This window comes from uncultured Cyclobacterium sp. (assembly GCF_963976465.1).
Taxonomy (GTDB): Bacteria; Bacteroidota; Bacteroidia; order Cytophagales; family Cyclobacteriaceae; genus Cyclobacterium.
The window spans coordinates 1-6,114 of record NZ_CAXBOC010000362.1 but is presented as its reverse complement, the minus strand read 5'-3'; the positions used below and the strand labels follow the sequence as shown (position 1 = coordinate 6,114).

The following is a 6,114-nucleotide window of genomic DNA, read 5'->3' as shown; positions in this document are numbered from 1 at the left end:
ATTTTATGGACATGATTTCTTTAGAAGGAAAAACCAATTTCTTCGAAAAACGTGTCGGTGATTATCAAAAAGCCGGGGTAATGAAAGGCAAAGACGACACTTCTTCAGGAAAATTCTCTGTTGAAGAAGACTTTTAATCATTTTTTAACCATTATAATCAGTAAGTATGTTAGTAATAAAAAGAGACGGTAGAAGAGAGTCCGTCAGATTTGATAAAATCACAACTAGAATAGAGAACCTATGTTATGGCTTGGATGCTCGCTACATTCATCCCATTGAGGTTGCAAAGAAAGTAATTGATGGCCTATACGATGGTGTCACTACCTCGGAACTTGACAATCTTGCCGCAGAGGTTTGTGCTTCCCTTACGGTAAAGCATCCGGAATACGCAATACTTGCTGCTAGAATTTCCATATCAAACCTTCACAAAACTACTAGTCAGTCGTTTTCGAACACCATGAAACGACTTTATACCTATATCAATCCAAAAACAGATGAGAACGCAGCTTTGATTGCTCCTGATGTATATGGAATTGTAAAAAAACATGCTGCCAAACTAGATCAAGTAATTGATTACAGCAGAGACTTTGACTACGATTTCTTCGGCTTCAAAACCTTGGAAAGAAGCTACCTTATCAAACTTGATGGTAAAGTGGTGGAAAGACCTCAACACATGCTGATGCGGGTGTCAATAGGTATCCATAAGGAAGACATCGATGCTGCCATTGAGACTTACCACCTATTGTCTCAAAAATGGTTTACACATGCCACCCCTACTCTTTTTAATGCAGGTACACCAAAACCTCAATTGTCCTCTTGCTTCTTGCTAACGATGAAGGACGACAGTATTGATGGAATTTATGACACCTTGAAACAATGTGCGAAAATTTCACAATCTGCAGGAGGCATAGGTCTTTCCATTCATAATGTAAGGGCCAAAGGCTCTTATATCAGAGGCACCAATGGTGTTTCCAATGGAATTGTACCCATGTTAAGAAACTTTGACATGACTGCCCGATACGTTGATCAGGGTGGTGGAAAAAGAAAAGGAAGCTTCGCCATTTATCTTGAGCCTTGGCATGCGGATATCAAAGACTTCCTTGACTTGAAAAAGAACCATGGAAAGGATGAACTACGTGCTAGAGATTTATTCTATGCTGTCTGGGTATCCGATCTCTTTATGAAAAGGGTAGAAGCCAATGAAGAATGGTCTTTATTCTGTCCACACGAAGCCCCCGGCTTGGGTGATTGCCATGGTGAAGAGTTCGAAAGACTCTATGAAAAATACGAAAAAGAAGGTAGAGCGCGTGAAACCATCAAAGCACAAGAGCTTTGGTTTGAGATCTTAGAATCTCAAATTGAAACAGGTACCCCTTATATCTTATACAAGGATGCAGCCAATGGCAAATCCAACCAGAAAAATTTGGGAACCATCAAATCATCTAACCTATGTACGGAGATCATGGAGTACACCTCTCCTGATGAGGTAGCAGTTTGTAACCTGGCGTCTTTGGCTCTTCCTAAATTTGTGACCACAGGAAAAGATGGTAAAAAACACTTTGACCATCAAAAATTATATGAAGTCACTAAGGTGGTCACCAGAAACCTTAACAAGGTAATCGATGTCAATTATTACCCTGTTCCTGAAGCGCGTAAATCAAACTTCAGACACAGACCAGTTGGTTTAGGGATTCAAGGATTGGCTGACACCTTTATTCTATTGAGAATGCCTTTCGATTCCGAAGAAGCCAAAGGACTCAATGAAGACATCTTTGAAACCATCTACTTTGCCTCTATGGAAACCTCCATGGAACTGGCAAAAGTAAATGGCACCTATGAGACCTATGAAGGCTCACCGGTATCCAAAGGACTTTTCCAATTTGACATGTGGGGGGTAACCCCTAAATCAGATCGATGGAACTGGGCAGGACTTAAAGAAAAGGTAAACAAGTATGGCGTAAGGAATTCACTTTTGGTGGCTCCTATGCCAACCGCGTCTACCTCTCAAATATTGGGTAACAATGAGTGTTTTGAACCTTATACCACCAATATCTATACAAGAAGAACCTTGTCCGGAGAGTTTGTGGTAGTCAATAAGCACTTGATGAAAGATTTGATCAGATTAGGACTTTGGACCGACGGAATGAAAAACAGATTGATCGCTTCCAATGGATCCGTTCAAGACATGCCGGACATTCCTCAGAACCTGAAAGACCTGTACAAAACTGTCTGGGAAATTTCTCAAAAGGTCATCATAGACATGGCGGCCGACAGAGGTGCCTATGTTTGTCAGTCACAAAGTATGAACCTGTTTTTACAGGAACCTAATTTCGGTAAATTAACCTCTATGCATTTCTATGCTTGGAAAAAAGGATTGAAAACAGGAATTTATTACTTACGCTCTAAAGCGGCAAGTAGTGCCATTAAGTTTACTGTTGACAAATCTCAATTGGGTGGTGACAAACCGGCTGCAATTGATGATACAGAAAGCAGAAAACAACAGCAGGAGGCCATTGTTTGTTCATTGGACAACCCTGATGATTGTGAAGCTTGTGGTAGTTGATCCACAATTTCATCCATAACTAAAAAGGCAACTGTCCATTTTAATGGGCAGTTGCCTTTTTTTATCCCCTTACAAAACCCTGACCCAACCTTAAGCCCAGCCGGCTTATTTGGTATACACAATATTGACTTCCTTAGGAGCAGAAACATCCGACTTTAGGCTTCCATCACCCTGCTTAACATGCTTGACATAAACCAAGCCATAAGGTGTAGGGAATGTTCCTTCTACCCATTCCAAATCCCCTAAGTGTGGATCAATTAACAAGGTCTTAGATCCAGGCTCTAATACCTCCACCCCTAGAACATGCTTGCTCAACCAAGCTGTAGGCCCTGAAGCCCAACCATGACTTAGATTATGTCGGAGCTTATCATAGCTATACCCACCATAAGAGGCATGAACATCAACTTTACCCTCCGGTACAAAATCATCTATTCGCCCTGCATTTTCTAACCACTCAATATTAAAATCCTCCCAGAAAGTAGTCGCTCCCAAATCAATCATTCCTCCCCAGTACTCACGAATATTTTCTATGGCTCCTTGATAATCCCCAGCCTTGGCCTTGGCCTCAAGCATATAATAACCATAAAAAGTAGAAAAATCAGCAACTCCATTTTTGGAGACCTCTCGGTTGGCTTTTACAGGATCCATAATTCCTGTCAAAGACATAAGGGAAGCCGCTTGTTTCGATCCAGCGTGTTTCGGACGATAAGTCTTTAATTTAGCAGACATGGTTGCTGCTTCTTTGGCCATTTCTGAATTTTCCAAAACAGTAAAAATAGCTGCAGATGCATCAAAAGCCCAAATCAGCATGGATTGTAAACCGGCATGAATGGCTGCCGGATTTTCACTTGAAGGCCAATCTAAAAAGCGTGTACCATCCAATTTTTCTTTGTTCCCTTCTACCCTGCTCGCCATATGGCGCAAAAGTTTTGTTAAATATTCCTCTTGAGCCTTCAAATAAGCCTTGTCCCCATGGTGCAAATACCAATCCCGATGAATAATGATCCACCACATAGAATAAGTGCTGATCCCATTCATCCACTCAGGCATGGGTGTAATGTCACGAATCAAGTCAAGGCTTTTTGGCACCACTTCATTGTAGCCAAATACAGCATTGATGGTAGAAACTTCCGGATGTAAATCACCTACCCATACCAAACGGTCTCTTTTGATGCCATCCCAAAGATACTCCTGCATATTCATATGAACTGTATAAGCACCCATCTCCCAAATTTTATTCAGCCGCTCATCATTGCTTTTAAAACTCCCCAAATAAGGGATGTCTCGGTAGGTCAATATGGCATTGGCTTCTTTGAGCAACAACTCTTTGTTCGGATCAACCAGGTCTATACGGGCATACCTAAAACCCGAATTGCCAATTTCCAATTTACCAAGCCAAGGTAAGGAAACGATAAAGTCCCTCATCGCATGATCATTGGTGGCTCCCTGAAGGGTATCTATAGAAGACATGGCCTCAGTTACAGATTCTCCCAACTTTATGCGCACCCGCACCGGATCTTTGGAGCCAATCATGCCAGTGACCAATTGAATGCCTCCGTGAAGGTTAACCCCAAAGTCCAACAGGATACCGGGCTTTTCTGTTGCAGTACTCCTCATGACCAAAAAGTCTTGGTTGGAAGTAAGAATGGCCTGCCCGATCGGTTGTCCCAACAGATGGTTTTCATTCTTTATCAGTCCCTTATCCTCGGTAGATTTCCAAAATATTTTAACCGGGGCGATGTATTTCCTGGTTCTGGAATCATCTGCAATTTTATAATCCTTGCCATTATTAAACGCAGGAGGAAGCTGGCCAAAAGCATCGAAACCAATTGCCATTAACAGGGTCAAGGAAAAAACAAGCTTTAGGGGTCTTTGCATCACATTCATTAGATCTTGTCATTTTGGTTAAAAAGGCAAGATAAAATGAATAGTCCATAGTCCTGTCCTGTAGCTACCTGCCTAAGGAAAAATTATTGCCTCAACCCGAAATATTAAATAGGGTAGGTGCAGCTAACAAATTCAAGCCATTCAGAAGCTCCAGGATAAATCTAAAGCGTCTGATGATAGACCCTTAGCTGTATTAGGAAAAGATGTTACGCAATATCAATCTACTCCCAATTGACGCAATGTAGAATCAATCTTTTCATTCCACCTTTGTTGGGCGGAGCCATTGGTTCCATTTGAAGTTTCCCGGTCATATTCTTCCTGCATTTGGTTCATCTCTCTAAAGGCTTCCAAATAGTGAAAGGATACTTTTCTTTCATAATTATGGGGTTCTAATTGCAATGCCTCAAGTGTGTTTTTAAGTCGCTCTGTGACAATCTTGGCAATGTCAAAATGCCTTTGCTCGTGATTCAAGCCGTAGCTGTTATTTCCACTCCTCACCCATGAGGAACTTTTTAACATATATGTTTTAAAAACCAAATCGACCACAATCTCCCCATTTTCTACCTTGCTATTGGACTCGTAACCTATACTTGCAAAAATGGAAGCTGCATAGTTGTTAAACCTGGGTCTTCCTTTAAAATCCTCCCAAGAAAGTGGCCTATCAGTGGAGTAGAAAACAGTATCCTTATCATTCGTCCCCTGGTAATCACTAATTTCTAACCGAACAGACTTCGCCAGTTTTTGATTATTGGCGGCGTCTTTCTTTATCCAATCGTCAAAATACTTGATGGACAAATTCACCGAACGTCTTAGAAAGGCTTCCAATAAATTAACTTGTCTAATCCCTCTTTGGTAACTTATCCCCCCTTGAAAATCCAACAAATCTACAAGTTCATCCCCTTTCTCCATGGCAAAGGTAAAATCCAGGTGAATGTCTCCTTCTACAGCCCCTGTCTTAGGGTTTTTGAGATTTTCTATAATTTTACAGTCTTTAACCCGAATCACTATAGGCCGCAAATTTTTATCTCCCGGATAAGCTTTCAAAATATACCCTTCCAATGCAGCTATGGTTCCGCCTTTTAAGTTTACCGTTTCCAGGTTATTCCCTCGCTCCAGGTCAACAACCACAAATGCCGTAGGGTTTTGGTCCGCTCTTTCATCAATGACCCGAGCAATATAAAATTCATCCGGACTAAAAACCTGAGCAGCCACACGTAGAGGTATGGGTTCTAGATTGACTTTTTGAGCATTCCCTTCTTTACTTAACAACAGCATAGCCAGGAAAGCAATACACAGTTTAATTGGCCATAAATAATTTCTTATATAGCAACTTTTTAGTTTCATATCTATAAACCTTTAACCCCTAAGCTCCTCAACAGGTTTTATGGATTGCAAGATTAATGTTGTCAAAATAAAAACAATGGAAGACACAGGTTCTATTAAACCATTCAATTACAGGATTTCCCTGTCCTATTTCTTGGATGATTTGGCTTTAACATTGAAGTCCAGGCAGAGGTCAATCCAGTACGCCAAGTCTCTTTTGGTTCTAAGGGCTTCTTCAGCAACATAACAATATCCCTTATATATCCTCCCCTTCATATGCATGGGTTGGAAACCGTTTACTTCGGCCACCTCTTCTAGTTTTTCAGGGTCAAATCTACACA

At 41.1% G+C, this 6,114-nt stretch carries 3 protein-coding genes and 2 pseudogenes; 2 read left to right on the top strand and 3 right to left on the bottom strand.

The window, feature by feature from the left end; translation table 11 throughout:
* Together AAC037_RS17870 and AAC037_RS17865 are read left to right on the top strand one after the other, a co-directional pair.
* Positions 1–137: pseudogene (locus tag AAC037_RS17870) on the top strand (ribonucleoside-diphosphate reductase); the annotation flags it as partial.
* Positions 138–166: 29 nt separating this feature from the next.
* Positions 167–2,563 (top strand): ribonucleoside-diphosphate reductase subunit alpha, encoded by a 2,397-nt coding sequence (locus tag AAC037_RS17865; RefSeq protein ID WP_339904471.1) that lies wholly within the window; start codon positions 167–169, stop codon positions 2,561–2,563.
* A gap of 105 nt (positions 2,564–2,668) precedes the next feature.
* Here the strand turns inward: AAC037_RS17865 and AAC037_RS17860 are convergent, their stop codons facing one another.
* From AAC037_RS17860 to AAC037_RS17850, 3 genes and pseudogenes are all read right to left on the bottom strand, one after another.
* Entirely contained in the window at positions 2,669–4,399 is a 1,731-nt protein-coding gene (locus AAC037_RS17860) for an alpha-L-rhamnosidase C-terminal domain-containing protein (RefSeq protein ID WP_339904469.1), read from the bottom strand.
* Positions 4,400–4,666: 267 nt separating this feature from the next.
* On the bottom strand, positions 4,667–5,725 hold the full coding sequence (locus tag AAC037_RS17855) for a hypothetical protein (protein ID WP_339904467.1): 1,059 nt from the start codon (positions 5,723–5,725) through the stop codon (positions 4,667–4,669).
* A 195-nt stretch (positions 5,726–5,920) separates the two neighbouring features.
* Positions 5,921–6,114, bottom strand: a pseudogene (locus tag AAC037_RS17850) (RNA methyltransferase); the annotation flags it as partial.